Origin of the sequence: Streptomyces sp. CWNU-52B (genome assembly GCF_047444975.1) — a bacterium.
GTDB lineage: Bacteria > Actinomycetota > Actinomycetes > Streptomycetales > Streptomycetaceae > Streptomyces.
Genome location: NZ_JBLFJV010000025.1, coordinates 79,574 through 105,018, shown reverse-complemented (window position 1 = coordinate 105,018; position 25,445 = coordinate 79,574). Strand labels below are relative to the sequence as shown.

The 25,445-nt window shown below is 70.1% G+C and carries 27 protein-coding genes, 1 tRNA gene and 1 riboswitch; of the genes, 17 read left to right on the top strand and 11 right to left on the bottom strand.

Annotated features, from left to right (window positions below; translation table 11 throughout):
• Positions 1 to 145: 145 nt before the first annotated feature.
• Positions 146 to 1,357, bottom strand: coding sequence for a PTS transporter subunit EIIC (locus ACLVWQ_RS24535; protein WP_414111340.1), 1,212 nt, complete (start codon positions 1,355 to 1,357; stop codon positions 146 to 148).
• Between the two features lie 454 nt (positions 1,358 to 1,811).
• Here ACLVWQ_RS24535 and ACLVWQ_RS24530 point away from each other — a divergent pair, with 454 nt between their 5' ends.
• From ACLVWQ_RS24530 to rdgB, 4 genes are all read left to right on the top strand, one after another.
• Positions 1,812 to 2,045, top strand: coding sequence for a glucose PTS transporter subunit EIIB (locus ACLVWQ_RS24530; protein ID WP_414111315.1), 234 nt, complete (start codon positions 1,812 to 1,814; stop codon positions 2,043 to 2,045).
• Positions 2,046 to 2,211: 166 nt separating this feature from the next.
• Positions 2,212 to 2,949, top strand: coding sequence for a ribonuclease PH (rph, locus tag ACLVWQ_RS24525; RefSeq protein WP_414111314.1), 738 nt, complete (start codon positions 2,212 to 2,214; stop codon positions 2,947 to 2,949).
• A 168-nt stretch (positions 2,950 to 3,117) separates the two neighbouring features.
• On the top strand, positions 3,118 to 3,522 hold the full coding sequence (locus ACLVWQ_RS24520; RefSeq protein WP_414111313.1) for a hypothetical protein: 405 nt from the start codon (positions 3,118 to 3,120) through the stop codon (positions 3,520 to 3,522).
• 101 nt (positions 3,523 to 3,623) lie between these two features.
• Positions 3,624 to 4,226: an RdgB/HAM1 family non-canonical purine NTP pyrophosphatase gene (rdgB, locus tag ACLVWQ_RS24515; protein WP_414111312.1), complete on the top strand. Its 603-nt coding sequence runs from the start codon at positions 3,624 to 3,626 to the stop codon at positions 4,224 to 4,226.
• 79 nt (positions 4,227 to 4,305) lie between these two features.
• Here rdgB and ACLVWQ_RS24510 read toward each other — a convergent pair whose 3' ends face one another.
• Positions 4,306 to 5,091, bottom strand: a complete 786-nt coding sequence (locus tag ACLVWQ_RS24510) for a hypothetical protein (RefSeq protein ID WP_414111311.1) — start codon at positions 5,089 to 5,091, stop codon at positions 4,306 to 4,308.
• A gap of 167 nt (positions 5,092 to 5,258) precedes the next feature.
• Here ACLVWQ_RS24510 and ACLVWQ_RS24505 point away from each other — a divergent pair, with 167 nt between their 5' ends.
• Positions 5,259 to 5,870, top strand: coding sequence for an ArsR/SmtB family transcription factor (locus ACLVWQ_RS24505; protein ID WP_414111310.1), 612 nt, complete (start codon positions 5,259 to 5,261; stop codon positions 5,868 to 5,870).
• Between the two features lie 61 nt (positions 5,871 to 5,931).
• On the opposite strand, the gene ACLVWQ_RS24500 is transcribed toward ACLVWQ_RS24505, so the two are convergent.
• The 4 genes from ACLVWQ_RS24500 to bcp all read right to left on the bottom strand — a co-directional run bounded on the left by ACLVWQ_RS24500 (position 5,932) and on the right by bcp (position 8,043).
• Positions 5,932 to 6,014: transfer RNA gene (locus ACLVWQ_RS24500), tRNA-Leu, on the bottom strand.
• A gap of 10 nt (positions 6,015 to 6,024) precedes the next feature.
• Positions 6,025 to 6,729 carry an HNH endonuclease gene (locus tag ACLVWQ_RS24495; protein ID WP_414111309.1) on the bottom strand — a complete coding sequence of 235 codons (705 nt, stop codon included), beginning with the start codon at positions 6,727 to 6,729 and terminating at the stop codon, positions 6,025 to 6,027.
• Positions 6,726 to 7,379 (bottom strand): HNH endonuclease signature motif containing protein, encoded by a 654-nt coding sequence (locus tag ACLVWQ_RS24490; protein WP_414111308.1) that lies wholly within the window; start codon positions 7,377 to 7,379, stop codon positions 6,726 to 6,728. The genes ACLVWQ_RS24495 and ACLVWQ_RS24490 overlap by 4 nt, the downstream gene beginning before the upstream one ends.
• A 196-nt stretch (positions 7,380 to 7,575) precedes the next feature.
• Positions 7,576 to 8,043 carry a thioredoxin-dependent thiol peroxidase gene (gene bcp, locus ACLVWQ_RS24485; protein WP_414111307.1) on the bottom strand — a complete coding sequence of 156 codons (468 nt, stop codon included), beginning with the start codon at positions 8,041 to 8,043 and terminating at the stop codon, positions 7,576 to 7,578.
• A 161-nt stretch (positions 8,044 to 8,204) separates the two neighbouring features.
• Between bcp and ACLVWQ_RS24480 the strand changes: the two genes are divergently transcribed.
• The 3 genes from ACLVWQ_RS24480 (at position 8,205) to ACLVWQ_RS24470 (ending at position 9,525) form a co-directional block, all read left to right on the top strand.
• Complete coding sequence (locus ACLVWQ_RS24480; RefSeq protein WP_414111339.1) at positions 8,205 to 8,552, top strand: DUF3618 domain-containing protein; 348 nt, start codon at positions 8,205 to 8,207, stop codon at positions 8,550 to 8,552.
• An 89-nt stretch (positions 8,553 to 8,641) separates the two neighbouring features.
• Positions 8,642 to 8,998 carry a GroES family chaperonin gene (locus ACLVWQ_RS24475; RefSeq protein WP_414111306.1) on the top strand — a complete coding sequence of 119 codons (357 nt, stop codon included), beginning with the start codon at positions 8,642 to 8,644 and terminating at the stop codon, positions 8,996 to 8,998.
• A 104-nt stretch (positions 8,999 to 9,102) separates the two neighbouring features.
• Positions 9,103 to 9,176: riboswitch (guanidine-III (ykkC-III) riboswitch) on the top strand.
• 28 nt (positions 9,177 to 9,204) lie between these two features.
• Entirely contained in the window at positions 9,205 to 9,525 is a 321-nt protein-coding gene (locus ACLVWQ_RS24470; RefSeq protein ID WP_414111304.1) for a DMT family transporter, read from the top strand.
• Positions 9,526 to 9,556: 31 nt separating this feature from the next.
• Here ACLVWQ_RS24470 and ACLVWQ_RS24465 read toward each other — a convergent pair whose 3' ends face one another.
• Complete coding sequence (locus ACLVWQ_RS24465) at positions 9,557 to 12,046, bottom strand: transglycosylase domain-containing protein (RefSeq protein ID WP_414111303.1); 2,490 nt, start codon at positions 12,044 to 12,046, stop codon at positions 9,557 to 9,559.
• Between the two features lie 250 nt (positions 12,047 to 12,296).
• Between ACLVWQ_RS24465 and ACLVWQ_RS24460 the strand changes: the two genes are divergently transcribed.
• The 4 genes from ACLVWQ_RS24460 to ACLVWQ_RS24445 all read left to right on the top strand — a co-directional run bounded on the left by ACLVWQ_RS24460 (position 12,297) and on the right by ACLVWQ_RS24445 (position 15,793).
• Positions 12,297 to 13,106 carry an ABC transporter permease gene (locus ACLVWQ_RS24460; protein ID WP_414111302.1) on the top strand — a complete coding sequence of 270 codons (810 nt, stop codon included), beginning with the start codon at positions 12,297 to 12,299 and terminating at the stop codon, positions 13,104 to 13,106.
• A 64-nt stretch (positions 13,107 to 13,170) separates the two neighbouring features.
• Entirely contained in the window at positions 13,171 to 14,037 is an 867-nt protein-coding gene (locus tag ACLVWQ_RS24455; protein ID WP_414111338.1) for an ABC transporter permease, read from the top strand.
• 6 nt (positions 14,038 to 14,043) lie between these two features.
• A complete protein-coding gene (locus ACLVWQ_RS24450) occupies positions 14,044 to 15,033 on the top strand; it encodes an ABC transporter ATP-binding protein (protein WP_414111301.1) in 990 nt (329 codons plus the stop codon).
• A 10-nt stretch (positions 15,034 to 15,043) separates the two neighbouring features.
• Entirely contained in the window at positions 15,044 to 15,793 is a 750-nt protein-coding gene (locus ACLVWQ_RS24445) for a DUF1707 SHOCT-like domain-containing protein (protein ID WP_414111300.1), read from the top strand.
• Positions 15,794 to 15,810: 17 nt separating this feature from the next.
• Here the strand turns inward: ACLVWQ_RS24445 and ACLVWQ_RS24440 are convergent, their stop codons facing one another.
• Positions 15,811 to 17,136, bottom strand: a complete 1,326-nt coding sequence (locus ACLVWQ_RS24440; RefSeq protein ID WP_414111299.1) for an SGNH/GDSL hydrolase family protein — start codon at positions 17,134 to 17,136, stop codon at positions 15,811 to 15,813.
• Positions 17,137 to 17,344: 208 nt separating this feature from the next.
• On the opposite strand from ACLVWQ_RS24440, the gene ACLVWQ_RS24435 reads away from it, so the two are divergent.
• On the top strand, positions 17,345 to 18,748 hold the full coding sequence (locus ACLVWQ_RS24435) for a DUF445 domain-containing protein (protein ID WP_414111298.1): 1,404 nt from the start codon (positions 17,345 to 17,347) through the stop codon (positions 18,746 to 18,748).
• 144 nt (positions 18,749 to 18,892) lie between these two features.
• On the top strand, positions 18,893 to 20,371 hold the full coding sequence (locus ACLVWQ_RS24430) for an MFS transporter (protein ID WP_414111297.1): 1,479 nt from the start codon (positions 18,893 to 18,895) through the stop codon (positions 20,369 to 20,371).
• An 80-nt stretch (positions 20,372 to 20,451) separates the two neighbouring features.
• On the opposite strand, the gene ACLVWQ_RS24425 is transcribed toward ACLVWQ_RS24430, so the two are convergent.
• Positions 20,452 to 20,772, bottom strand: a complete 321-nt coding sequence (locus tag ACLVWQ_RS24425) for a hypothetical protein (RefSeq protein WP_414111296.1) — start codon at positions 20,770 to 20,772, stop codon at positions 20,452 to 20,454.
• A gap of 217 nt (positions 20,773 to 20,989) precedes the next feature.
• On the opposite strand from ACLVWQ_RS24425, the gene ACLVWQ_RS24420 reads away from it, so the two are divergent.
• Positions 20,990 to 21,466, top strand: coding sequence for a hypothetical protein (locus tag ACLVWQ_RS24420; protein ID WP_414111295.1), 477 nt, complete (start codon positions 20,990 to 20,992; stop codon positions 21,464 to 21,466).
• A 3-nt stretch (positions 21,467 to 21,469) separates the two neighbouring features.
• On the opposite strand, the gene ACLVWQ_RS24415 is transcribed toward ACLVWQ_RS24420, so the two are convergent.
• Positions 21,470 to 22,003: a protease gene (locus ACLVWQ_RS24415; protein ID WP_414111294.1), complete on the bottom strand. Its 534-nt coding sequence runs from the start codon at positions 22,001 to 22,003 to the stop codon at positions 21,470 to 21,472.
• Between the two features lie 185 nt (positions 22,004 to 22,188).
• On the opposite strand from ACLVWQ_RS24415, the gene ACLVWQ_RS24410 reads away from it, so the two are divergent.
• Together ACLVWQ_RS24410 and ACLVWQ_RS24405 are read left to right on the top strand one after the other, a co-directional pair.
• Positions 22,189 to 23,166, top strand: coding sequence for a GlxA family transcriptional regulator (locus tag ACLVWQ_RS24410; protein ID WP_414111293.1), 978 nt, complete (start codon positions 22,189 to 22,191; stop codon positions 23,164 to 23,166).
• Positions 23,167 to 23,354: 188 nt separating this feature from the next.
• Positions 23,355 to 24,956, top strand: coding sequence for an FG-GAP repeat protein (locus tag ACLVWQ_RS24405; RefSeq protein ID WP_414111292.1), 1,602 nt, complete (start codon positions 23,355 to 23,357; stop codon positions 24,954 to 24,956).
• A 121-nt stretch (positions 24,957 to 25,077) separates the two neighbouring features.
• Here the strand turns inward: ACLVWQ_RS24405 and ACLVWQ_RS24400 are convergent, their stop codons facing one another.
• Positions 25,078 to 25,380: a hypothetical protein gene (locus tag ACLVWQ_RS24400; RefSeq protein ID WP_414111291.1), complete on the bottom strand. Its 303-nt coding sequence runs from the start codon at positions 25,378 to 25,380 to the stop codon at positions 25,078 to 25,080.
• Positions 25,381 to 25,445 lie beyond the last annotated feature (65 nt).

The window sequence follows — 25,445 nt, the reverse complement described above, 5'->3', positions numbered from 1 at the left end:
CACGGGCGTACGGGTGTACGTACGCGAAATTCCCCGGTCCGCCTGGTGGCGGAGCCGGGGAATTCCGAAGGGTCTGTCCGACGGGCCGACCCTTCGACAGGCGGGCCCGGGGAGCCGGGGAGGAGTCGGGGGAGCGGCCGTGGGGCTACTTGGCCTCCGCCTTCTGCAGCTCGGCGAGTTCCTCGTCCGACTCACGGCCCGGGGTCGGGAGGTTGAACTTGATGATCGCGAAGCGGAAGACCACGTAGTAGACCGCCGCGAAGCACAGACCCACCAGGACGAGGCCCCACGGGTTGGTCGCGATGCCCAGGTTCAGGCCGAAGTCGACCGCGCCTGCCGAGAAGCCGAAGCCGTCCTTCATGCCGAGCGCCCAGGTCAGCGCCATGGAGACACCGGTGAGCACCGCGTGGATCCCGTACAGGACCGGCGCGATGAACATGAAGGTGAACTCGATGGGCTCGGTCACACCCGTGACGAACGAGGTCAGCGCCAGGGAGAACATCATGCCGCCGACGACCTTGCGGCGCTCGGGGCGCGCGCAGTGGACGATGGCGAGGCAGGCCGCGGGCAGCGCGAACATCATGATCGGGAAGAAGCCGGTCATGAACTGTCCGGCCGTCGGGTCACCGGCCAGGAAGCGGGAGATGTCACCGCTCTTGCCCTCGTAGTCACCGGCCTGGAACCAGGGGAAGGAGTTCAGCAGGTGGTGCATGCCGATGGGGATCAGCGCGCGGTTGGCGACACCGAAGATGCCGGCGCCGACGGCACCCGAACCGACCAGCCACTCACCGAAGTTGTGCAGACCCGTGCCGAGGACCGGCCAGATGTAGCCGAAGACGACACCGATCAGCAGGCCCGCGAAGGCGGAGAGGATCGGGACCAGCCGGCGGCCGCTGAAGAAGCCCGCCCAGTCGGGCAGCTTGGTGCGGTGGAAGCGCTGGTAGAGCAGGGCCACCACGATGCCCATGACCACACCGCCGAGGACCTTGGCGTCCACGGGCGCGTCGACCATGACGACCTTGCCGTCGACGGCCGTCGCTACCTGCGGCAGGTTCTTGTCGGTGAACGTGGCCAGTACGTTCTTGAAGACCAGGTAGCCCACGACGGCCGCGAGAGCCGTGGAGCCGTCCGACTTCTTCGCGAAGCCGATCGCGATGCCCACGGCGAACAGCAGCGCCATGTTGTCGAGGATCGCGTTGCCGCCCGCCGCCATGAAACCGGCGATCTTGGTGATGAACGCCGGGAACGAGTCGCGGCCGAGCATGTCGGTGTTGCCGAGGCGCACCAGGAGCGCGGCCGCGGGCAGGACCGCGACAGGGAGCATGAGGCTGCGGCCGATGCGCTGCAAGACAGCCATCGCGCCGGAGCCCTTCTTCTTCGCAGCCGCGGGAGCGGCGCTGTCCGTGGACACAACTTCCTCCTGGATGTCCCCCCGGCCCGTGGCGGCCGGGGGAGGGCAGAGCGCCGCCCGGGGACAGGCAAGGAAAGGGGGACGGCAGCGTCTTCGGGGCAACGCGGTCAGCGACCACGTGGTCTACACCACTGAGTGGTGTAGACCTTTTGTAGCACGGTGAAGGTGAGATAAGGAACCCGCGGAATTGTGGCCTGGGCCATAAGGGAAGAAGACCCGGGACCCCCGCGCTGCCGGGAACCGGGCGGGTTTGGCGGCCGTTGGAAACTGGTGTAGACCAGTCGGCGAACGGTTCGTGCCGGCGTGATCGCCATCATTCGGCAGGGGTGACGGGACCGCTCGCGAAGATGGGCCAACTGTGGGTTACTGCGACAAAGCGGTTCGGATCAGGGAGTAGGACATGGCCAGCAAGGCTGAGAAGATCGTCGCCGGGCTCGGTGGCATCGACAACATCGAAGAGGTCGAGGGCTGCATCACCCGGCTGCGTACCGAGGTCGTCGACCCGAGCAAGGTCGACGAGGTCGCCCTGAAGGCCGCGGGCGCCCACGGCGTCGTCAAGATGGGCACCGCCATCCAGGTCGTCATCGGCACCGACGCGGACCCGATCGCCGCGGACATCGAAGACATGATGTAGGCCCCTCACGCGCGTCCCCGTGCGGGGACGCGCGGGGGATATGTACAGGGGCACGCGCGAAGGCGCACGCGAGGGTGCACGCAAGGGTGCCGAAGTCCCACCCTTCGAGGGGCCGCTTCCGAAACCGGGGGCGGCCCCTCACCCGTGAACCACTAGGCTCGACGCCATGTCTCGCATCGACGGCCGCACGCCCGAACAGCTCCGCCCGATCACCATCGAACGTGGCTGGAGCAAGCACGCCGAGGGCTCCGTCCTCGTCTCCTTCGGTGACACGAAGGTCTTCTGCACCGCCTCCGTCACCGAAGGCGTCCCGCGCTGGCGCAAGGGCAGCGGCGAAGGCTGGGTGACCGCCGAGTACTCCATGCTTCCCCGCGCCACGAACACCCGCGGCGACCGCGAGTCCGTCCGCGGCAAGATCGGCGGGCGCACCCACGAGATCAGCCGGCTCATCGGCCGCTCGCTGCGCGCGGTCATCGACTACAAGGCGCTCGGCGAGAACACCATCGTCCTGGACTGCGACGTCCTCCAGGCCGACGGAGGCACCCGCACCGCCGCCATCACCGGCGCGTACGTCGCCCTTGCGGACGCCGTCTCCTGGGCGCAGGGCAAGAAGATCATCAAGGCCGCCCGGCAGCCCCTCACCGGGACGGTCAGCGCCGTCTCCGTCGGCATCGTCGGCGGCGTGCCCCTCCTCGACCTCTGCTACGAGGAGGACGTCCGCGCCGACACCGACATGAACGTCGTCTGCACCGGCGACGGCCGCTTCGTCGAGGTCCAGGGCACCGCCGAGGCCGAGCCGTTCGACCGCGACGAGCTCAACTCCCTTCTCGATCTGGCGGTTCTGGGCTGCACGGAACTCGCTGTCGCGCAGCGCACGGCACTTGATACGGTCCTCGGAAGGTAAAAGGCACACCAAGGCGGCCGGTCGGTGCGGGCAACCACGGCCTCGGCTGTCGCGTCCCTACAGGTGCGGGCGTACGGAACAGCACGTGCCGTCGCCCGGCCAGTACCGATCGGGGCCATGAGGCCTACGAACCGGGCCCTCGGGGCCCGACCACGGGAGGACCGTTCCATGGCCGCGAGCCGCCGCCGACCCCGCCGTATCACCGCCGTCGCCGCGGCCGTGGCAGCCGTCGCGCTGACAGTCGGGCTGACCACCGGCTGCGACGCCGTCGACAAGGCGCTGGACTGCGTCCAGACCGCCGACACGATCGCCGACAGCGTCACCGACCTCCAGCAGGCCGTGGAGAACGCGGCCGACGACCCGACGAAGGCGGACGACGCACTCGACTCGATCGACAAGAACCTCGACACCATCGGTGACAAGACCGACGACACCGACATCAACGAGGCCGTGGACAACCTCCAGAAGGCCGTCGGCAACGTCCGCGACTCCATCAACGACGGCGACGCGACCCCTGACATCAGCCCCGTCACGGACGCCGCGGGCGAACTCACCAAGGTCTGCACCCCGTGACCGCGTGACCTTGTGACCGCGTGACCTCTTGGCCGGCGCGGGCGGCGAGCGATCACGGGCGGCCCGCAGCCGGCGCCGCCCGCCTGGCTAGGGTGAGCACCATGACCCGCCTGATCCTCGCCACCCGCAACGCCGGAAAGATCACCGAGCTGAGGGCGATCCTCGCCGCCGCAGACCTGCGACACGATCTCGTCGGCGCGGACGCCTACCCGGACATCCCCGACGTCAAGGAAACCGGCGTCACCTTCGCCGAGAACGCCCTGCTCAAGGCACACGCCCTCGCCCGAGCCACCGGCCTGCCCGCCGTGGCCGACGACTCCGGCCTGTGCGTCGACGTACTCGGCGGCGCCCCCGGCATCTTCTCCGCCCGCTGGTCCGGCACCCACGGCGACGACCGGGCCAACCTCAGGCTCCTCCTCGACCAGCTCGGCGACATCGCCGACGAACACCGGGCCGCCCACTTCGCCTGCGCCGCCGCCCTCGCCCTGCCCGACGGCACCGAACGAGTCGTCGAAGGCCGCCTGCGAGGCACCCTGCGCCACGAGCCCACCGGCACCCACGGCTTCGGCTACGACCCGATCCTCCAGCCCGACGGCGACACCCGCACCTGCGCGGAACTGACCCCCGACGAGAAGAACGCGATCAGCCACCGCGGCAAGGCGTTCCGCGGCCTGATCCCGATCGTGAAGGAACTGCTGGGCTGAGGAGCCCGGGAGGGAAGGCGGAGGGAGGGGCGAGGAGGGGCGCGCTCTCCCGCTCTGCTTCCGCCGCAATTTCCAGTCCTCAACCGTTCGTCTCCGTCTCCGTCTCCGTCTCCGTCCTCGTCCCCGACCGTGTACCCGTCCCCTCACCGTACGAGCGCATCGCCACCCGGGCGTCCAAGCTGATGCTGTTCACGCCCGCCGGTGACGGAAGCCGCAGCATCTCGTGGAGCGTGAGACCCAGCCGACCGCAGCCCGAAGTCTTCGGGACCTCGAAGCGGTTGTCCTCGACCCCGAAGGCGACGACCAGCGGATCCGACGTCACGACCCTCGGCGGATCCGTCTCCTTGAGCACCAGGTGGACCGGGTCCGCCATGCTGCCCATCGAACAACCGGGCGGGACCCCGGCGCCGGATATCCCGAACGTCAGATCGAGCTCGCCGCGCCGCTCGTCGTTGGACTGGAAGTCGGAGTACCCGCCGTACCTCGGCGTGATCGACAGCGGCGTTCCCCGAACTCGTAGGGGAGTGGCCGTCATCGCGCCGAACACCTGATGGAACTCGCCGTCGACCCTGCCCTCCGCGAAGGTGATGGCCAACGGCCGCTCGATCGGTACATCGGCCCGGCCGAGCCGGAGGTGCCCGACGGCAGTCATCGCCTCGCAGCGCCACTCCGCCGGATCCACGCCCTGGGGCAACTCGGAGAGTGCGGGGCAATCCTGGAAGCCGCGATCTCGCGTGCCGGTGTCGACTCCGGCGCTGGCGCCGGATGTGGCTCCCGCGTGGGCAGGCACCGCCGCTGCAGCGCCCAGGGTCGCGGTGAGAGCCGCGGCGCACAGTGTCATGGCGATGCGTCGGGCACGAAACATGAAGGGCCTCCAGGTGGAGTGGGCGGAGCCGGCCGGAGCGGTCGGTGAGCGTGAAGGTCGGCCCCTCAAAGATTGCAGATGTTTCTCTGCAATGGAAGCTCTGCAGAGGAAATTCTGCAGAATTACCTCTGCAGAGATAGGGCTGTGCTGGACGGTAGGGTGCCTTCATGAGCGATGAAGACGAGCCCCGGTCCACGTCGGTACCGGTGCCCGTGCCCGCTCCTGGATCGGGCGGCGCACGGCGCACGGTCAGTGACCCGGCGGCTCTCAAAGCCCTCGCCCACCCGCTGCGGCTGCGGATCCTCCGCCACCTTGCCGTCTCCGGCCCGGCGACCTCCACGACCCTCGGCGCAGCGCTCGGGGAGAACACCGGCACCCTCAGCTACCACCTTCGTCGCCTGGAGAGCGGCGGCTTCATCGAGGACGTACCGGAACGGCCCAACAGTCGCGAGCGCTGGTGGCGAGCGGTAGGGGGACTCGACGTACGTCGGCCGGCGCAGGACGAGATGACCGACGGCGAGCGGGCGGTCGCGGGAGCCCTCGACCGGATGCGGCTCGACGAGGACATCGAGCTGGCCCGGCGGTTCACGGAGGAACAGGCGGGCGCGGAGGGCTGGATGCGAGGCTCCCGTAGCCTCAGTCACCTCACCAAGGACGAGGTGACCGCCTTCCATGACGCCTACCTGGACCTCCTGGCCCGCTACGCCCGAGGCCCGGAGGGCGCCCCGCCGGATGCGAAGCCGGTACTGCTGAGGTGGTTCGCGCTGCCGGCCGAGTGAGGGGGCGACGTGACGAAGGCCCGGCTCGTGGGGCGCGTGAGCCGGGCCTTCGACTGAGGTGTGCGGCCGGTGGGACTCGAACCCACATGGGATTTCTCCCAAGGGCACCTAAAACCCTCGCTTATACCATTCAGCAACGGCCGCCAGTCGCCAGCTATCGTAGCGGGCCGACGCCGGTGGTGCCGCGGTGGCTTGAGTTCGCGCGCGGACGTCGTCCCCCTCGGCACCAGGTGTCGGTGGTCGCATGGCAGTTGGGGCACAACAAACGGAGATTCTCCGGACGGTCGTCGCTCCGATCGCCGCTGATGTGATCGACCTCCAACGTCATCGGATCGCCGAGCCACTCCGGGCCGGTTCCGCACTCGGCGCATTCTTCCGGTACGCCGATTTCTCGTAGTGCGCGGCGGAGCAGTGACGTTCTCGTGCGGCGCTCGCGGTTGTGCTTGACGAGCACGTCCTCCGGTCTCCTCAAGGGCGTCGGCCCTGGCTTACCCCGCTGGTGCGCCTGCCCGAGGAAGTGTGAGGTGTCGATGCCATATGCGTCGGTCATCCGGGGAAGCAGCGCGCGCAGCCGTGAGTTGCCAGGGCGTTGGAGTCGACGGAGGACTTCGGCAACGGATATGGACTGTGCTACCGCCTTTCGCAACTCACTCTCGCTCGGCACGTCGCGGGACCTGTTTCTGCCCTTGAGGGGAAAGTGCGAGACGTCGATCCCGAAGTGCTCGAAGCGTTTGTAGAGATGTACGCGGAGCTTGCCGTACGGCCGGGTGCCGAAGAAGACGATGACCTCGTCGATGTCGGAGCACTGCTCGGCCGCTTGGATCAACCGCTCGTGGGTGTACCGCACGCGACGGCTCATGATGCGCTGCTTTTTGCGCGTCCCTTGGCGCGCCCGCGGTAGCTGTCCGTTGTCGAGTGGCAGTTGGGACAGAGGAACCGGAGATTCTCGATGCGGTTGTCGCGCCAGTCACCGTTGATGTGATCGACCTCCAGGGTGAGCGGGAGCCCTCGCCAGACGGGAGCCGTGCCGCAGCGCGCACAACGTTCCGGCACTCCCAGGGCTGTCATCGCCCCTCTGAGGCGGTTGCTCGGGACGCGTCGGGTATGCGTGCCCGTCTGCTCGACGAGCAAGGCTTCCGGTGTCCGGGGGCGCCCGCGCTCTCCGGGCCGGGGCGGCGCTCGGAAGTGTGAGGTGTCGACGCCGTAGGCCTTGATGCGGCGGCTGATGTGCGTGTGATGTCCGCCGACGACCTCAAGACCGAGTCGGCGCAGCACCTCGCACATGTTCGTTGATGCCGAAACGGCTGCCTCAAGGATTCCTCTCGTCCACCGCGCTCCTTCGCGTTCGAAGTGTGAGGTGTCCACTCCCAGCCTCTTCATCCGCTCGTGCACGTACCGCCGCGACGAACTCTTCGGGTCCACCCCCAACCTCTCCAGTGCCTCCGACAGCGTCCGTGACGAACCGGCCGCCTCCTGCAGTCGCTCCCTGGTGTACGGGCTGACCGGCACGATTGCCCTCCGCTCTGGTCCGGCCGCGTGTTCGCGGTCTCGTACGGAGTAACGAACCGCTCATCGCTCGGTCACGTCCGGAATGCGGAACGGCCCGCGCCGCTTTCGCGGGGCGAGCCGTTCGGAAGGCAGGGGGAGTGCGGTGGCCGGAGCCGGAAGCCGCGTCCGAAGACCCGGAAGCAGCAGCCCTCGAAGCTCAGATCGCCAGGTCCTTGATGATCTTGGCGACGTGGCCCGTGGCCTTCACGTTGTACAGGGCCCGTTCTACCTTGCCCTCCTCGTCCACGACGATCGTGGAGCGGATGACTCCGACGACCGTCTTGCCGTACAGCTTCTTCTCGCCGAAGGCGCCGTACTCCTCCAGGACCTTCTTGTCCGGGTCGCCGACCAGTGTGACCTTCAGGTTCTCCTTCTCCCGGAACTTGGCGAGCTTCTCCGGCCTGTCGGGGGAGACGCCGATGACGTCGTAGCCCGCGTCCGCCAGCAGGTCCAGGTTGTCGGTGAAGTCGCAGGCCTGCTTGGTGCAGCCGGGGGTGAGGGCGGCCGGGTAGAAATAGACGATGACCTTGCGGCCCTTGTGGCCGGCCAGGGACACCTCGTTGCCGTCGGCGTCGGGCAGGGTGAAGGCTGGGGCGGTGTCGCCGGGCTGAAGTCGCTCGTTCATCTCGGTTCGGTCTCCTTGCGAGGTGGTGGATACGGAACCGAGCGTAATGGGGGTGCCGAGGGGTGCGCGGCGGGCGAAGCTGACAGACTGTCGACCTAAGACAAGGCCGACGGGAACAGGCCACGAAACGACCACGACCACGGAGGCAGCGCGTGTCCCACATGTCGAGCACGCCGGACACCACCAGGACTCCGGCGCAGATCGAGGCGGACATCAAGCGCCGTCGCGAAACTCTCGCCGAGACGCTCGACGAGATCGGTGTGCGGGTGCACCCGAAGACCATCGTCGGGGACGCCAAGGCCAAGGTGGCGTCCAGCGTCGACCAGACCCTCGGACGCGCCTACGTCGGCGTCAACCGCGCCGTCGGCGAGGTGAAGGGCCAGTTCGTCACGGAGGACGGGGCGCCGCGGCTCGACCGCATCGTGCCCGTGGCCCTCGTGGTGGTCGGCGTCGTCGGACTGCTCACCCTGGGCGGCGGGCGCCGCCGACGTGGGCGCCGCAGTCGCTGAGGCCCCACCCGCGTCCCACCTGTGCCCCACCCGTACCTCACCCTCACCCACCTACGTACGAGTGGCGCGAAGGCAGGTAGGTTCGGACTGTGAGCGCCAAGAAGACTGAGCACAGCAGCCATCAAGACAAGCTGCCCATCCGGATGCTGCACGACCGAGTGCTCGTGCGGCAGGACGCCGCCGAGGGCGAGCGTCGGTCCGGAGGCGGCATCCTGATCCCCGCGACCGCTGCGGTGGGCCGGCGGCTCGCCTGGGCCGAGATCGTGGCGGTCGGGCAGAACGTCCGGACGGTGGAGCCGGGCGACCGGGTGCTGTACGACCCCGAGGACCGGGCCGAGGTGGAGGTGCGCGGTACCGCGTACGTGCTGATGCGCGAGCGGGACCTGCACGCCGTGGCCGCGGACCGGTTCGAGGGGTCCGAGGACTCCACGGGGCTGTACCTCTGAACCCCTGACCTCTGCCCCCTGACCTCTGCCCTCTGCTTTCTGCGTCTGCCGAAAGGGGCTGGTGACCACCGTCACCAGCCCCTTCGTGCTGCCTCCCGCCCCCTGGCGCCCGCCGCTTGCTACCGTGGAGGGACCCCGACGAGACGCGCCGTACCGGGACAGGCAAAGACGACGCACCCCTGTTGATTCCCGCACGGAGGTGCCTCATGGCCTGGGTCCTGCTCGTCGTCGCCGGTCTGCTGGAGGTCGGCTGGTCGGTCGGTATGAAGTACACCGAGGGCTTCACCCGGCTCGTGCCCAGCGTGCTCACCGGCGCCGGCATCGTCACCAGCATGTTTCTGCTGTCGTACGCGGCGAAGACGCTGCCCATCGGTACCGCGTACGGAGTATGGGTGGGCATCGGCGCGGCCGGGGCGGCGGTGTACGGCATGGCGGTGCTCGGTGAACCGACGACCGCCGCCCGGATCTTCTTCGTCTGTCTGCTGCTGGTGGCCGTGGTCGGGCTGAAGGCGACCTCCGGCCACTAGCAGCACCCCAGGCACACGGGCCCGCCCGCGACTACGGGAGCACTCCGAACGTCGTTCCCGTGCTCCCGTCCGCGCCGCCGTCCCCCGTGCCGCCGCCCGTGCCCCCGTCGGTCGTCGTCCCGCCGTCGCCGGTGGTGCCGCCCGTGCCGCCGTCCGTGGTGGTGCCGCCGTCGGTCGTCGTCCCGCCGTTCCCGGTGGTGCCGCCCGTGCCGCCGTCCGTGGTGGTGCCCCCGTCGGTCGTCGTCCCGCCGTCCCCGGTGCTGCCCCCGTCGGTGGTGGTGCCGCCGTTGTCCTGGCCCTGGGTGCCCGGGGTCTCCTCGCCGCCGGTGGTCGTCCCGCCGTTGTCCTGGTCACCCGTGCCGGTCCCGCCCTCGCCCGGGTCGGCCGACGGCAGTTCCTGCTGTTCGGCGCCCGGCTGGAGGTTCAGGTCGAAGTCCTGGACCTCGGCGTTCTTCAGCGCGGCCTTCGTGTACTGGGCCCAGATCTGCGCGGGGTAGCCACCGCCGTTGATACGGGCCTGGCCCAGTGCCCCGTACAGCGACTTGTGCTTGCCCGTGTCGGGGTCCTGGCCCATGACGGAGACGACCGTGGCGAGGTTCGGGGTGTAGCCCGCGAACCAGGCCGCCGTGTCCTCCTCCGCGGTGCCGGTCTTGCCCGCCACGGGCCGCCCGGCGGCCTGGGCGGCGGTGCCGGTGCCGCCCTCGACGACGCTCTTCAGTATCGACGTCGTGGTGTCGGCGGCCTCCCGGCTCACCGCCTGCTTGGTCTGCTTGCCGGGCAGCCGCACGTCCTGCGAGCCGTCCTTGGTGATCTTCTCGACCATCGTGTACGTGCCGTGCTTGCCGTGGTTGGCGAGTGTCGCGTACGCCTCCGCCATGTCGAGGACACTGGCGGTGGCCGTGCCGAGCGCGATCGACGGGGACGGGCTCAGGTCGGGGGTGTCGGCCGGGATGCCGAGGTCCACGGCGGTCCGCTCGACCTTCGCGGAGCCGACGTCCACGGCCATCTGCGCGTACACGGCGTTGACGGACTTGTCGGTGGCGGTGCGGACCGGGATCCGGCCGTACGAGACCTGGTCCTCGTTCTCCGGGGCGTATCTGCCGCCGCTCCAGCCCTGCACGGGGCGCTCGTTGGTGCCGTCGTACGTGGTGTTCGGGGTGATGGCGCGGCCGTCCTGGGTGACCGAGTCGTTCTGCACGGCCGAGGTGAACACGAACGGCTTGAAGATGGAGCCGACCTGGTAGTCCCGGCGCGTGGCGTTGTTGTAGTACTGCTTCGTGTAGTCGACGCCGCCGTACATCGCGAGGACCTTGCCGGACTTCGGGTCGATGGAGGCGCCGCCCGCGCGGACGTAGTTGTCGACCTTGCGGTTCTTCTTGTCGAGCTCGTCCATCACCTGGTCGTCGACGGCCTTCACGAAGGCGTCCTGCTTGGGTTTCTGCAGGGTGGTCGTGATGCGGTAGCCGCCGGCGTTCAGCGCGTTCTCGTCGAGGATCTTGTGGTCGGCGAGGTAGTCGTTGACGGCGTTGACGATGTAGCCGCGCTGGCCGGACATCCCGGCCGCGATCACCGTCTCCTTGGGCGCGGGGAACTCGACGCCGGCCCGCTCCGAGGCGGTGATCCACCTCTTCTTGACCATGCCGTCGAGCACGTAGTTCCAGCGGGCCAGCGCCGCCGGCTTGTTCTCGGGGTGCGCGACGACGTCGTACTCGCTCGGCGCGTTGAGGAGGGAGGCCAGGTAGGCGCCCTGGCCGGGCGTCAGGCCCTTGGCGTCGACGCCGTAGTAGGCCTGGGCGGCGGCCTGGATGCCGTAGGCGTTGCGGCCGAAGTAGCTGGTGTTGAGGTAGCCCTCCAGGATGTCGTCCTTGCTCTTCTCCCGGTCCAGCTTGATCGAGATGAAGAACTCCTTCACCTTCCGCGTGACCGTCTGCTCCTGGGCGAGGTAGTAGTTCTTCACGTACTGCTGGGTGATCGTCGAGCCGGACTGCCTGCCCTTGCCGGTGGCGGTGTTCCAGCCGGCGCGGAGCATCGCCTTGGGGTCGACCGCGGACTCGGTGTAGAAGTCGCGGTCCTCGGCGGCCAGTACCGCGTGCTGGGCGTTCTTGGAGATCAGCGCCAGGGACACGTTCTCCCGGTTCACCTCGCCGTCGCGGGCGAGCTGGCTGCCGTCCGCGTACAGGTAGACGTTGCTCTGTTTGATGGCCGTCGCGTTCGCCGAGGGGATCTTCACCAGGTAGTAGCCGAGCGCGAACAGGCCGACGAGCAGCAGGATCCCGACGACGAACGTGCCGACCACCGTTCGCCAGGTCGGGATCAGCCGCTTCCAGCCGGTGCGTCTGGGCCGCTCGGGTTTCTTGGACTTCTTGCCGGACGCCTCCGGTGCCGCCCCGGCCAAGGCACCGGAGGAAGTGCCGGAGGAAGTGCCGGCGGCGGTGTCGGCAGCGGTACCGGAGGCAGCCTCGTCGGGGTCCCTCGGTGCCCGGCCCTCGCTGGGCTGCTGCGGCTGCGGCTGGTCGTTCATGGTGTGCCGTACTCCCGTTTCACGTCGTACGTCGCATTCATCTCATGCATCTCGTACGCACTCATGTGCCCTCGTGTGCCCTCATACGCGTGCTGCGCCCCTCCTTTGAAGACTGTCGCATCCGGTGATTCGTTCCCACCGCGTGGCACGCGTCGCGGTCGAAAATGCGTGGCATGTGGCGTGGTCGCACGGCTAGGCTCCTGCGCTTTGGCTCAGAACGATTGATCAGAACGGCGGAAGGGAGCCCCTGGTGGGGGCAGGGAGGTTGTACACGGCTGTCGCGACGAGTGGCTTCCGGCGGCACGCGACCTACCGGGTGGCCACGGCCGCGGGCGTGTTCACCAACACCGTCTTCGGGCTGATCCTGGCGTACACGTACATCGCGCTGTGGGACGAACGGCCGGGGCTCGGCGGGTACGACCAGGCCCAGGCGGTGACGTACGTATGGGTCGGACAAGGGCTGCTCGCTGTGGTCGCGTTGATGGGCGGGGGCTTCGAGGACGAACTGATCGAGAGAATCCGTACGGGTGACATCGCGATCGATCTCTACCGGCCCGTGGACCTGCAGATGTGGTGGCTGGCGGCCGACGCGGGGCGGGCCGCGTTCCAGCTGGTGGGGCGTGGTGTGCTCCCGATGGCGTTCGGGGCGCTCGTCTTCCGGCTCGCGCTGCCGGCCGACGTCGGGACCTGGCTGGCGTTCCTCGTGGCGGTGCTGCTGGGGGTCCTGGTGAGTTTCGCGCTCCGCTATCTCGTGGCGCTGTCGGCGTTCTGGTTCATGGACGGGGCGGGGGTGCAGCAGCTGGCCGTCCTGGCGGGGATGTTCTTCTCCGGACTGACCCTGCCGCTGAACGTCTTCCCGGGCGCTCTGGGTGAACTGGCCCGCGTGCTGCCCTGGTCGGCGCTGCTGCAGGCTCCGGCGGACGTACTGCTCGGTGAGCGTACGGGGTTCGCGCTGCTGCGTACGTACGCCGTCCAGGCGGCCTGGGCCCTCGCGCTGCTCGCGGTGGGCCGGCTCGTCCAGTCGGCGGCCACCCGCCGGGTGGTGGTCCAGGGTGGCTGACCTCGGAGGACGAAGTGAGGCGCGTGACGGGGAGCGCGGTGAGGCCCGGGACACGAGGCACGAGGTGAAGGCGGGCGGGGCGCACGATGCGCGGACCGGGCGGGCGCCGGTGGCGGGCGGCTCGCGGCTGGTGGACGGGCTGCGCGCCTACCGGCTGATCGTCGGGATGTGGATCCGCTCCACGATGGCGTACCGGGCGTCCTTCGCGATGACGCTCTTCGGCAACTTCGCGGCGACCGCCCTCGACTTCGTCACCATCCTGCTGATGTTCTCCCGCGTCGACCAGCTGGGCGGGTACTCGCTCGGCGAGGTGGCCTTCCTGTACGGGCTCTCCAGTGCCGCGTTCGGCCTCACCGACCTGGTGATCGGCTCGGTGGACCGGCTCGGGCAGCGGGTGCGGGACGGCACGCTGGACACGCTGCTCGTACGGCCCGCGCCGGTGCTCGCGCAGGTCGCCGCGGACCGGTTCGCGCTGCGCAGGCTCGGCCGGATCACCCAGGGGCTGCTGGTCCTCGGGTACGCGCTCTCCGTGGTCGACATCTCCTGGACCCCGGTGAAGGTGCTGCTGATGCCGGTGATGGTGGTGAGCGGGGCGGCGATCTTCGCGGCGGTGTTCGTGGCGGGCGCCGCCTTCCAGTTCGTCGCGCAGGACGCCTCCCAGGTGCAGAACTCGTTCACGTACGGCGGCACCACCCTGCTGCAGTATCCGCCGACCGTCTTCGCGAAGGACCTGGTGCGCGGGGTGACCTTCGTGCTGCCGCTGGCCTTCGTCAACTGGCTGCCGGCGCTGTATGTGCTGGACCTGCCGTATCCGCTCGACCTGCCGCAGTGGGTCGCGTTCCTGCCGCCGCTCGTGGCCACCGGGTGCTGCGCGCTCGCGGGGCTCGCGTGGCGGGCGGGCCTTCGTTCGTACCGGAGCACGGGGAGCTGACCGCGCATGGCCTCGAATCACATGGACTTCCACCAGACGGACCTCATTCGGCTGGACGGCGTGGAGAAGGTCTTCGACGTACGCAAGAAGACCGGCTTCCTGCGCAGTGAGCGGCGGCAGGTGCGGGCGGTCGACTCGATCTCCTTCACCGTGTCGCGCGGCGAGATGGTCGGCTACATCGGCCCGAACGGCGCCGGGAAGTCCACCACCATCAAGATGCTCACCGGCATCCTCACCCCGAGCGCGGGGCGCCTGCGGGTCGCGGGCATCGACCCGTCCCGCGACCGCACCCGGCTCGCCCAGCGCATCGGGGTGGTGTTCGGGCAGCGGACCACCCTGTGGTGGGACCTGCCGCTGATCGACTCGTACCGGCTGATGCACCGCATGTACCGGATCCCGGACGCGCGGTACGCCGAGAATCTCGACCGGTGCGTCGAACTCCTCGAACTGGGCGCGCTGTTGGACGTACCCGTGCGGCAGCTCTCGCTCGGGCAGCGGATGCGCGGGGACATCGCGGCGGCGCTGCTGCACGATCCCGAGGTGCTGTACCTGGACGAGCCGACGATCGGGCTCGACGTGGTGAGCAAGGTGCGGGTGCGGGAGTTCCTGCGGGACCTCAACGCGGAGCGCGGTACGACCGTGCTCCTGACGACCCACGACCTCTCCGACATCGAGCAGCTGTGCCGCCGGGTGATGGTCATCGACCACGGCCGCCTGATGTACGACGGGCCGCTCACCGGGCTGCACGAGATCGGGGAGAGCGAGCGGACGCTGGTGGTCGACCTGGAGCGGGAACTGCCGCCCATCGAGGTGGACTTGGCGCGGGTGGTGAAGGTCGAGGGGCCCCGGCAGTGGCTGGCCTTCCCGGCGGCGCAGTCGGCGGCGCCGTTGGTCGCGCGGATCGCGGCCGAGTATCCGCTGGTCGACCTGTCGGTGCGGGAACCCGACATCGAGGCGGTCATCAGCCGCATGTACGCGGGGAAGGCAACCTCGTAGGCTTCAGCCCATGACGGACGAACCCTCCGGCGGACTGCCCGACCGGCTTCCCGAACTGCGTGCCTCCGACGCCGACCGTGAGCAGGTCGCCGAGGTGTTGCGGGACGCCCTCGCCGAGGGGCGCCTGGACATGGCGGAGTTCGAGGAGCGGCTGGAGACGACGTACAAGGCGCGTACGTACAAGGACCTGGAGCCCGTCACCCGGGACCTGCCCGCGCCGGGTGTCTCGGCGCCCGCGCCGCCTTCCGCCGTGTCGATGGTCAAGCGGCCCGCGGGTTCCGTGGACCACGGGGACTGGGCGGGCCGGATCGTCGGCGGCGAGGGCTCGTCCCGCTGGGGTGTCGCGATCATGTCGGGGTTCGAGCGCCGGGGGCACTGGACCGCGCCGCGGCGGTTCAACTCGTTCGCGTTCTGGGGCGGCGGGGTCATCGACCTGCGCGAGGCGAACTTCGCGGACGGCGAGATCGTCCTCAACTGCGTCGCGATCATGGGCGGGACGAGTGTGATCGTGCCGCCCGGTGTCGAGGTGCTGGTGCGTGGCATCGGCATCATGGGTGGCTTCGACCACGGTCAGGAAGGCGTGCCGGGGGATCCCGGTGCCCCGCGGGTCGTGGTGCGGGGGTTCGCGTTCTGGGGCGGCGTCGGCGTCGAACGCAAGGTCAGCAAGACGGAGCGGCTCCGCCAGAAGGAGGAGCGCCGCCGCCAGAAACTGGACCGCAAGGCGGACCGCCGGGGGGAGCTGGAGCCGGGGCGGGACTGAGGGGTGTGCGCGGTTCCCTACAGCTGGGCCGGGGCTGCGCCCTTCAAGGTGTCGAGGTCGAAGACCTCCGCCATGCGCGCGTAACCCCTGTCACTCGGGTGGAGATGGTCACCCGAGTCGTAGTCGGAGCGCAGCCCGCGCGGGTTGTACGGATCGCGGAGCGCCTCGTCGAAGTCGGCGTAGTCGTCGAACACCTTCCCGGAGCGGATCTGGGCGTTGACGGCCTGCCGGGTGTTCTCCAGATCGCGCTGGTAACCGCGGTGCCCGTGGAAGGGCATCAGGGTGGCCCCCACGACCCGCAGCCCACGCGCGTGAGCCAGCCGCTTCAGCTCGCGCAGCCCCGCGACGATCCGGTCCGCGTCGGTCTGGTGCGGCGTACGCAGGATGTCGTTGACGCCGAGGACCACCACGACCGCCTTGACGTTCGTACGGCCGAGCACGTCGCGCTCGAAGCGGACCAGCCCGCTCGGGTTCTCGGCGGGCCGGCCCAGGCCGCTGCTCAGGACGCGGTTGCCGCTGATGCCCTCGTTGACCACGCTGTAGCGGGGCCCGTCCGGAGCGCCGCGCAGCCGCTCGCCGAGGACGTCCGTCCAGCGCCGGTTCTCCCCGACGGTGGAGCTCACGCCGTCGGTGATCGAGTCGCCGAGGACGACGACCGTGCCGTCCGACTCGTTGCTCAGCACGTCCAGCGCCGTCACATAGCGCCAGAAGGGCGTCTGCCCGGTGTACGCGACACCGCTGACGTCCTCCGTGCGGTCGCCCTCCGCGGTGTACGAGATCTGCCGTGCGTGCGGGTGGTAAGTGACGGGCCCCGACGGGGTCGGCGTGTACGTCGTCACCAGCACGTCCGTGTCGTGCGGGATCAGCACCTGCACGGGATCGCTGACCACCTGCTGCCCCGGCGGCACCACCACCGAGGGCCGGCCGCCGAAGCTGAGGCGGCGCATGGTGCCGACGGCGGCGGCCGCGCTGTCCGCGTCGTCCGCCGTGTCCGCGACGGCGACCGAGGCGTGCGTGATGCTGAGCGGCTGCTGCCCGTACAGATTGGACAGGGTGATCCGGGCCGCGGTGCCGCCGACTCCCACGTGCACCACGTTGCGTACCGAACGGCCCGCCATGCCGTTGATCTCCGTGCCCGGCTCCGGTCCGGCCGGGGACGTCGACCAGGCGCCCACCCAGGTGCCGACGGACGCGGGGGCCGCCGAGTTGTGCGGGGCGCGGCCGTCGGCCACGGTGGTCGGCGCGCCGTCGTCGGCGGCGACCCCGACGTATATGGCGGCTGAGATGGCGACGATCACGGCGACGATCGCGGCCAGCAAGGCATAACCGTGACGCTTGGTCATGCGGTGCGTGTCTCCTCGGAAAAATGGGAGCGCGGCGGCTCCGGTGTGATCACCCCATGATGAGGCATGGCGCGGGAGGAACCCGACAGGACCCCAGCACCTTCGGTGGAACTCCCCCGCCCGGACAGACGCCGGGAACTCCTGTTCCGTTCCAGGAGTCGGTGAGGTTGGGACAATGGGTTCGGGGGACCGGGAACGGATGGAGTGGATGGAACGCACGGAAGAGGACGAAAGAGGAGAAACGGTTCCGGAAGGGCGGCCTTCCCGACCCGACGATGTGGCGAACCCCACCACGGAAAAACCCGCGACGGCCGACCGCACCGGTCCGAACCGTGCGCCGGACCGCGCGATGAACACGTTCAGCCCCGCCGACGAGGAGAAGCTCCAGGGCGTCCGCCGGATGAAACTCACGGCGACCGGCCTGCTGCTCCTGGTCGCCGTGGTCTACGTACTCGCCAAGTGGGCGGGGAACTCCGGAGCGGGCGCCTGGACGGGGTACGTGGCCGCCGCCGCCGAGGCCGGCATGGTGGGCGCGCTCGCCGACTGGTTCGCCGTCACCGCGCTGTTCCGCCGGCCCATGGGCCTGCCCATCCCGCACACCGCGATCATCCCGACCAAGAAGGACCAGCTCGGCGTCTCCCTGGGCGAGTTCGTCGGGGAGAACTTCCTCTCCCAGGACGTCGTACGGCAGCGGCTGCGGGCCGTCGGCATCGGCAGCCGTCTCGGCACCTGGCTGGCCGACCCCGAGCACGCCGACCGGGTCACCGCGGAACTGGCCACCGCGCTGAGGGGCGCCCTCGCCGTGCTCCGCGACTCCGACGTGCAGGCCGTCGTCGGCGAGGCCATCAACCGGCGGGCCGACGCCCAGGAGATCGCCCCCGGCATCGGGAAGACCCTGGAGAAGGTCGTCGCGGACGGCGGCCACCGGCGGGTCGTCGACCTGATCTGCGTACGCGCCCACGACTGGCTCGTCCGCCACGACGAGCAGGTGATGGACGCCGTACAGGGCGGTGCCCCCGGCTGGACCCCGCGGTTCGTCGACAAGCGGGTCGGCGAGCGCGTCTACAAGGAGCTGCTGCGCTTCGTCACCGAGATGCGCGACATGCCCGCGCATCCGGCCCGCGGCGCCCTCGACCGGTTCCTCACCGACTTCGCCTCGGACCTCCAGTCCGACACCGACACCCGCGCGCGCGTGGAGCACCTCAAGCGCGAGGTGCTCGGCCGTGGCGAGGTCCAGGACCTGATCGCGTCGGCCTGGTCCTCCGTACGGCTGATGATCGTGTCCGCCGCCGAGGACGAGCGCAGTGAGCTGCGGCTGCGGGTGCGGGCCTCGCTGCTGTCCCTGGGCGCGCGGACGGCCACCGACGCGAAGCTCCAGGCGAAGGTCGACGGCTGGGTCGAGGGGGCGGCGGTGTACGTCGTGACGACGTACCGCGACGAGATCACCTCCCTCATCACCGACACCGTGGCGGGCTGGGACGCCGAGCACACCTCCCGGAAGATCGAGGCGCACATCGGCCGTGACCTGCAGTTCATCCGGATCAACGGCACGGTGGTCGGCTCGCTGGCGGGCCTTCTCATCTATGCGGTTTCCAAGGCCTTGGGGGCTTGAGCCGCGGCTTCCGCGGGTGGGGTGTACGGCTGCGGGCGCGACCGACCCCCGCCGGCCCGCAGCCGAAGCGCGTGAGAGTGGCAGGTGAGAGCGCGGCGGATCGGGGAACTCGGGGAAATGTTCCCGAGCCGCAGGAGGGGTGCCATGGCCGTCACCGACGCCGGATCCGCGGACACCGGAGCCGTCACCACCGCCGTGCCCGCCCGCCTCGACCGGCTGCCCTGGTCGCGCTGGCACTGGACCATCGTCATCGGGCTCGGCACCGTCTGGATCCTGGACGGCCTGGAAGTCACCGTCGTCGGCAACATCGCGGGGCGGCTCTCCGAGTCCGGCAGCGGACTGCCCATCTCGGCCGCGCAGGTCACCGGCATCGCGGCCGCGCTGTACGTGGCCGGAGCCTGCTCGGGCGCCCTGGTCTTCGGACGGCTCACGGACATCTTCGGCCGCCGCAAGCTGTTCATGGTCACCCTGGCCGTCTACCTCGTGGCCACCGCCATGACGGCGCTCTCCTTCTCCACCTGGTGGTTCCTCCTCTTCCGCTTCCTCACCGGCTTCGGAATCGGCGGCGAGTACGCGGCCATCAACTCGGCGATCGACGAGCTGATCCCGTCGAAGTTCCGCGGCCGGGTCGACCTGATCATCAACGGCAGCTTCTGGCTCGGCGCGATCGCCGGCTCGCTCCTGTCGATCGTCGCGCTGAACACCAGCCTGTTCGCGATGAACATCGGCTGGCGGCTCACCTTCGCCCTCGGCGTCGTCCTCGGCCTGGTGATCCTGCTCGTACGCCGCAACGTCCCCGAGAGCCCGCGGTGGCTGTTCATTCACGGCAAGGGGGAGGAGGCGGAACGCCTGGTCTCCTCGGCCGAGCGGCAGATCGAGGAGCAGACCGGACGCGAACTCCCGCCGCCCCAGGGTGAGATCACCATCCACCAGCGCAAGAGCATCGGGTTCGGCATGATCGCCCGCACGGTCTTCACGACGTACCGCAAACGCGCCGTCCTCGGCCTGTCCCTCTTCATCGGGCAGGCGTTCCTCTACAACGCGATCACCTTCGGCTTCGGCGCGATCCTCACCAAGTTCTTCGACGTGTCGACCTCGAAGACCGGCTACTACTTCGCCGTCATCGCGGTCGGCAACTTCCTCGGCCCGCTGCTCCTCGGCAAGTTCTTCGACACCGTGGGCCGCCGGATCATGATCTCGTCCACGTATCTGCTCTCCGGCGTCCTGCTCTTCGGCACGGCCTGGCTCTTCGACCGGGGTTCGCTGAGCGCGACCACGCTGACCGCGTGCTGGTGCGTGGTCCTGTTCTTCGCGTCGGCGGGCGCGAGCAGCGCGTATCTGACGGTCTCCGAGATCTTCCCGATGGAGACCCGGGCGATGGCCATCGCCTTCTTCTACGCCATCGGCACCGCGGCCGGCGGCATCAGCGGCCCGCTGATCTTCTCGGAGCTGACCAGCACGGGCGTCGTCGGCGACACGGTCCTCGCCTTCCAGATCGGCGCCGGCCTGATGTGCGCGGCGGGCCTGGTCGCGGCGGCCCTCGCGGTACGGGCGGAGGGGCGCTCCCTGGAGGACATCGCGAGCCCCCTGTCGACGGCGGAGTCGCCGGGCGCCAAGGCGTAGGGGCATGGGGGGGGTGAGGGGCGGCCCGGGTGGGCGTGGAGAGGGGTGCGTCCCGCGCGCCCTGGGCCGTGCGGCTCGCGCTACATGCCGCTGAGCGCCACGATCAGCGCCCCGACGGACAACAGCGTGCCGACGACATAACTGACGGCGCCGGCCACCGCCGCCTGCGCCCCCGTCAGCTTCCGGCGCGCCACCAGATAGACCACGACCCCGACCGCGAAGCCGAGCAGTGCGTGAAAGAGCACCAGCAGCCAGCCGACGCCCACGGCCACGGCGGTGACTCCGGAGGCCAGGAGCGCGCCGGCCGGGCCGAGGTCGAGCCGGACGAGGGGGTACGTCAACGCACCGACGACTGTTGCGATGCTCGCGGTGACAGTGGCGACAACGAATACATCACTCACGTCGGACCTCCCGAAAGCCCAATTCGCCGACGACGCCGCCGAGTGGCGACGCGCATGAGTAGCGACGCCTGTGAGCGGTGTTCCGTTCCCTTCGGTCGTACGGCTCAGCGGAACGGGCGGGGAACAGGCGGGAACGGACGGGAACGGACGGGAACGGACGGGAACTGAGTACGCGTACTCTGTCGGCCCTGTGTACGACAGGGGAACTCTGGTTCCCATGACCGAGAAGCTGCTGGGCCCGCTGTCGAAGCGCCCCTGGACGGAACGCTGGCTGACCCGCCTGCTGGGTGCCGCCCTGGCCTCGGCGGCGTACCTCCTCTGTCTTCCCTGGAACCTGCGCAACCGCCCCGGGTCGCCCGGCTCCATCACCGAGACGACCTCGGCGACCGTCCCCGGAATCGTCGTCCTGAGCGTGTCGCTCCTGCTCCTGGCCGCGTACTTCGGCCGCCGTGACGCCCTCGCCTGGCCCCTGCTGCTGGTGGCGGCGCCCCCGGCCACGCTCATGTACGTCTCGTTCCACACGCACCGCGAGCCGCCCGACGCGGCGGTGTGGCCCCTGACGTGGGCGTTCTGCACACTCGTCATCGCGGCGGGCGTGCTCGTCGCCACCTCCGTGGCACGGCGGTTCAGGGAGGACGCGGAGGAGTCGCTGGACGGGCTGGTGTTCGCCTGTCGGCACCACACCCAGGTGTGAGCGTCAGGCGCCCGTCGTGGAGCCCGGCCGCACGATCATGAGGATCGTGACGGTGGCCCAGAGCAGGTTGAAGACGCCGGTGAACATGGCGAGTTGCACGGTCACGGAGGCCGACGTGACGGCGACCCCGGTTCCTGTGCCGGTTCCGGTTCCGGTTTCTGTTCCAGTTCCGGTTCCCGGCTCGGCGCTCGCTCCCGCCTCCACCGCTTCGAGGATCTCCTCCTGGCGCGGCAGCACCAACGCCAGGAGGACGGCCGCGGCGATCCCGGTCAGGGCCATCGACGCGACCAGCCAGGCGTCGTTGAGTACACCCATGCTCAGCGCCGTGGCGAAGCCGAGCACGGGAACCGCGATGCCGATGGCCGCGTACACCCGGCAGATCCGGTGCAGCAGACGCACGGTCTCCGCCGCCCGTGGATCGAGCGGGTCGGCGAGGGCCCGCCGCGCGCTGGGCGGGAACATGCTGGCCGCGACAGTGACGGGCCCGATGGCGACGATCGCGACGAGGACGTGGAGGACGAGGAGGAACTTGGTCACGAGAGGACGGTAGGCGGCGTACCGGATCTTGCGGAAGTGGCGGTATCGCCAGCCTTCAACGGATTCTCGCCAGGCGCATGATGGGCAGGCTTTGTCGGGAGATGTACGTCGACGAGGTCCCCGAGACTCCCCGATGGCGCAGGTGGCTCCTTGGCCGGAACCCGTGGTTCACCTACGCTCTTGCCATGCACACCGTGGCCGTACTGGCGCTGGACCAGGTCATTCCGTTCGATCTCTCCGCTCCGATCGACACCTTCAACTGGGCCCGGCTGCCCGACGGCCGCGCGCCCTACCGGATCAAGGTCTGCTCGCTGACCGAGGAGGTGGGGGTGAGCGGGGGCGCGTTCACCGTGCGGGCGCCCCACGGGCTGGAGGCGCTGGCCGACGCGGACACGATCATCGTGCCCGGCACCGCCGACCCGACGGGCCCGCTGCCGGCCGGGGTGACCGAAGCCCTGCGCGCGGCGGCCGCGAACGGCACGCGCATCGCCTCGATCTGCGTCGGCGCGTTCATCTTCGCCGCCACCGGACTGCTGGACGGGCAGCGGGCGACGACCCACTGGATCGCGGCGGCGGACCTGGCCGCCCTGCACCCGGCGGTGACGGTCGACCCCAACGTCCTGTACGTCGACAACGGCCAGTTCCTCACCTCGGCGGGGGCCGCCGCCGCGCTGGACATGTGCCTGCACATGATCCGCAAGGACTACGGCTCGGCCGTCGCCGCCCACGCCGCCCGGATGTCCGTCATGCCGCTCGAACGGGAGGGCGGCCAGGCCCAGTTCATTGTCCACGCCCAGCCCCCGGCCCCGGCCGGCACGACGATGGAGCCGCTGCTGAACTGGCTGGAGGAGAACGCCGACCGCGAGTTGACCCTGGAGGACATCGCCGCCCACGCGGGTACCAGCGCCCGGACGCTCAACCGCCGTTTCCGCGAACAGACCGGCACGACGCCGCTGCAGTGGCTGCACCGGGCGCGGGTGCGCAGGGCCCAGCACCTGCTGGAGAGCACGTCCCACTCGGTCGAACGGATCGCGGTCCAGGCGGGGTTCGGATCACCGACGGCATTCCGGGACCGGTTCAAGCGGGTGGTGGGGACGAGCCCGCAGGCCTACCGGAGGGCGTTCAGGGGAGCGCCGGACGCGGACCTGCTTCGGCGGCCGTGAGGTCCGCGTACCGCAACAGACGTAACCGCTGCGTCACGGCCCCCTCGGGCGCCACAACTCTCCCGGCACGTCTCGTGTCGAAGTGGGCGTGTGTGAAAGCAACTTGGCTTTACAGGTGAATTCACGCACGTGCCATGTTTTCGATGGCTTCGATGTCGCATGACACTTCATCAACGGGGGAACAGATCATGACCAGCAAGCAGCCACAGCAGCCCACCACCGCCAGCGCTACTCCCGCCGCCACTGCCACTGCCACTGCCACCGGCGCCGTCGTCGCGAGACGCGCCCGCCGCCGCACCGCCTCGGCCGCCCTGTCCGCGGCCTCCTTCCTGCTGCTGGCCGGCCTCGGTATCGCCGCGGCGCCCGCCTCCTTCGCGGGCACTCCCGGAGGGACCTCCGCGAACGACCGCAACTCCGACTTCGACGGCGACGGTTACGACGACGTCCTGATCGGAGCGCCGAGCGGCACCGTCTCCGGCAAGCAGGGCGCCGGATTCGTCACCGTCCAGTACGGCGCGGCCAACGGCATCGGCAAGAACGACAGCGTCCCCGGAGCCCGTACCGCGGTCTTCAGCCAGTCCACCGCCGGGGTCCCGGGCACCTCGCAGACGTACGACTCCTTCGGTGCGGCCGTCGCCACGGGTGACGTCGACGCCGACGGCTACGACGACGCGGTGATCGGGGCGCCCGGCGAGGAGGTCGGTTCGCTGGAGGACGCCGGACGGGTGACCGTCCTGTACGGCTCCAGGACGGGACTCGGCACCGCCCGCAGCGTCACCGTCGCGTCCGCGGACCCGGCCGCCGGGGCGCGTTTCGGCTCCGTCGCCACCGCGGCACGGCTGACGGGGGAGACACCGGGCGACGTCGTCGCCGTGGCCGACCGGCGGGGCGTGGAACTGTTCACGTACAGCGCGGGGGCCCTGCGGCACACGGACTCGCTCGACACGACCGCGCACCCCGCCGGACGCGCCGTCGTCCCGGCCTACCTGACCACCGGGAACTACGACTCGGACGGCTACGCCGACCTGGTGATCTCGGGTTACGGCCCCGACGACGACTACGCCCAGGGCTGGTCGTCGGTCTACGCGGGCGGCGAGAGCGGCGTGACCCACCGGCGTGACCTGCGCGGCGGTGTCTCCAGCGCGTCGGGCGACATCGACCAGGACGGCTACGACGACCTCGTCACCGGCCAGAACAGCAGCCCCGACCACGAGGCGGAAGGCATGACGGGAGGTCTGATCGGCGTCTACTACGGAAGTGACGACGGCCTCGACGCGTACGAGGAGCAGGAAGGGCCGGGCGGCTCGATCCAGCTGTGGACGCAGAACTCCCCGGGTGTGCCCGGTGCCGGCGAGCCCGGTGACGCCTGGGGCACCGAGCTCTCCGTCGCCGACGTCGACGGGGACGGCTACGCGGACGTCGCCGTGGGCGCTCCCGGCGAGGACATCGGTACGGTCGCGGACGCCGGCGCGGTGTGGCTGCTGCGCGGCTCGGCCGAGGGCCTGACGGCCACGGGTGCCCAGTCCTTCGACCAGAACAGCACCGACATCCCCGGCACGGCGGAGGCCGGCGACCTGTGGGGCGCCCAGCTGCGGCTCGCCGACACGGACCACGACGGCCGCTCCGAACTGCTGGCCGCCGCGCCGGACGAGGACCATCACGACGGGGTGGTCTGGCACCTGTCCGCCGGTACGAAGGGCCTGTCCGCGGTCGGCTCGTGGCTCTACGGCGCGCAGTCGCTCGGCGCGCCGGGCACCGGCGCGGCCTTCGGCACGGCCGTCGACGAGTGACCGTTCGGCGGTGGCGAGCCGGTACGGCCGTCCTTCCTGGTGACGACCTACTGGCGATGACCGCCGGCGAAGGTCTGCCCGTGACGACCCGCTGACCCGCGCCGACCGGCGGGGCTGTGTCTCAGCCCCGCCGGTCGGCCACGGCCCACGACACCAGGGCCATGGCCCCGGCCGTCCCGAACACCGCGGGCCACGCCCCGACCTTCTTGGCGAGCGGATGCGATCCGGCGAAGGCTCCGACGTACGCGGCGGTCAGTGCCCCCGCCGCCCTGCCGCCCGCCTGCTGCCGCCACTGCTGGGCGGCACTCGCCCCGGCGACGGCGAGTACGACCCCGCCGAGCTGTCGCTTCCTGGTCCAGCGAGCGACCCCGTACCCACCGATGAGTCCACTCGCGGCCACCACCGCGGCCGGTACCTTCGCCATCACTGCCTCCTTGGTGCTGCGCGCTGGTTCAACGCCCTCGTACGGTGCCCCGACGGGTCTGTGCG

Coding starts and splice junctions, on each gene's coding strand:
- ACLVWQ_RS24430 (WP_414111297.1), top strand. CDS start 18,893: ATGGCCGTCACCGACGCCGGATCCGCGGACACCGGAGCCGTCACCACC.
- ACLVWQ_RS24505 (WP_414111310.1), top strand. CDS start 5,259: ATGAGCGATGAAGACGAGCCCCGGTCCACGTCGGTACCGGTGCCCGTG.
- ACLVWQ_RS24450 (WP_414111301.1), top strand. CDS start 14,044: ATGGCCTCGAATCACATGGACTTCCACCAGACGGACCTCATTCGGCTG.
- rph (WP_414111314.1), top strand. CDS start 2,212: ATGTCTCGCATCGACGGCCGCACGCCCGAACAGCTCCGCCCGATCACC.
- ACLVWQ_RS24410 (WP_414111293.1), top strand. CDS start 22,189: ATGCACACCGTGGCCGTACTGGCGCTGGACCAGGTCATTCCGTTCGAT.
- ACLVWQ_RS24465 (WP_414111303.1), bottom strand. CDS start 12,046: ATGAACGACCAGCCGCAGCCGCAGCAGCCCAGCGAGGGCCGGGCACCG.
- ACLVWQ_RS24420 (WP_414111295.1), top strand. CDS start 20,990: ATGACCGAGAAGCTGCTGGGCCCGCTGTCGAAGCGCCCCTGGACGGAA.
- ACLVWQ_RS24530 (WP_414111315.1), top strand. CDS start 1,812: ATGGCCAGCAAGGCTGAGAAGATCGTCGCCGGGCTCGGTGGCATCGAC.
- ACLVWQ_RS24495 (WP_414111309.1), bottom strand. CDS start 6,729: ATGAGCCGTCGCGTGCGGTACACCCACGAGCGGTTGATCCAAGCGGCC.
- ACLVWQ_RS24470 (WP_414111304.1), top strand. CDS start 9,205: ATGGCCTGGGTCCTGCTCGTCGTCGCCGGTCTGCTGGAGGTCGGCTGG.
- ACLVWQ_RS24400 (WP_414111291.1), bottom strand. CDS start 25,380: ATGGCGAAGGTACCGGCCGCGGTGGTGGCCGCGAGTGGACTCATCGGT.
- ACLVWQ_RS24405 (WP_414111292.1), top strand. CDS start 23,355: ATGACCAGCAAGCAGCCACAGCAGCCCACCACCGCCAGCGCTACTCCC.
- ACLVWQ_RS24480 (WP_414111339.1), top strand. CDS start 8,205: ATGTCGAGCACGCCGGACACCACCAGGACTCCGGCGCAGATCGAGGCG.
- bcp (WP_414111307.1), bottom strand. CDS start 8,043: ATGAACGAGCGACTTCAGCCCGGCGACACCGCCCCAGCCTTCACCCTG.
- ACLVWQ_RS24510 (WP_414111311.1), bottom strand. CDS start 5,091: ATGTTTCGTGCCCGACGCATCGCCATGACACTGTGCGCCGCGGCTCTC.
- ACLVWQ_RS24440 (WP_414111299.1), bottom strand. CDS start 17,136: ATGACCAAGCGTCACGGTTATGCCTTGCTGGCCGCGATCGTCGCCGTG.
- ACLVWQ_RS24435 (WP_414111298.1), top strand. CDS start 17,345: ATGGAACGCACGGAAGAGGACGAAAGAGGAGAAACGGTTCCGGAAGGG.
- ACLVWQ_RS24535 (WP_414111340.1), bottom strand. CDS start 1,357: ATGGCTGTCTTGCAGCGCATCGGCCGCAGCCTCATGCTCCCTGTCGCG.
- ACLVWQ_RS24520 (WP_414111313.1), top strand. CDS start 3,118: ATGGCCGCGAGCCGCCGCCGACCCCGCCGTATCACCGCCGTCGCCGCG.
- ACLVWQ_RS24445 (WP_414111300.1), top strand. CDS start 15,044: ATGACGGACGAACCCTCCGGCGGACTGCCCGACCGGCTTCCCGAACTG.
- rdgB (WP_414111312.1), top strand. CDS start 3,624: ATGACCCGCCTGATCCTCGCCACCCGCAACGCCGGAAAGATCACCGAG.